The organism is Kordia jejudonensis (genome assembly GCF_001005315.1).
GTDB lineage: Bacteria > Bacteroidota > Bacteroidia > Flavobacteriales > Flavobacteriaceae > Kordia > Kordia jejudonensis.
Genome location: NZ_LBMG01000039.1, coordinates 1 through 229 on the forward strand (window position 1 = coordinate 1; position 229 = coordinate 229).

Annotated in this window: 1 protein-coding gene; it reads right to left on the reverse strand. The window is 46.3% G+C overall.

The window, feature by feature from the left end:
• The coding region (locus AA089_RS17305) for a Calx-beta domain-containing protein (RefSeq protein ID WP_046758253.1) at positions 1-229 on the reverse strand (229 nt) is incomplete at both ends.

The window sequence follows — 229 nt, forward strand, 5'->3', positions numbered from 1 at the left end:
TCGTTGTTGTATAATCATTTGGATCTTCCGCGGAGTTATCTACTGTAGTGATAGACACTACCGTATCAACGCTGCTTGGATTGTCGATACTTACTGGTACTGATGCGCTACCGCCGTCTTCTGCGATGGTTACATCTCCAACGCTCATGGCTGGGGTATCATTATCTGTGATGGTTACCGTTCCTGAATCAGTCGTGTTGCTTGTGTTTCCACTAGTCACTGATCCGTT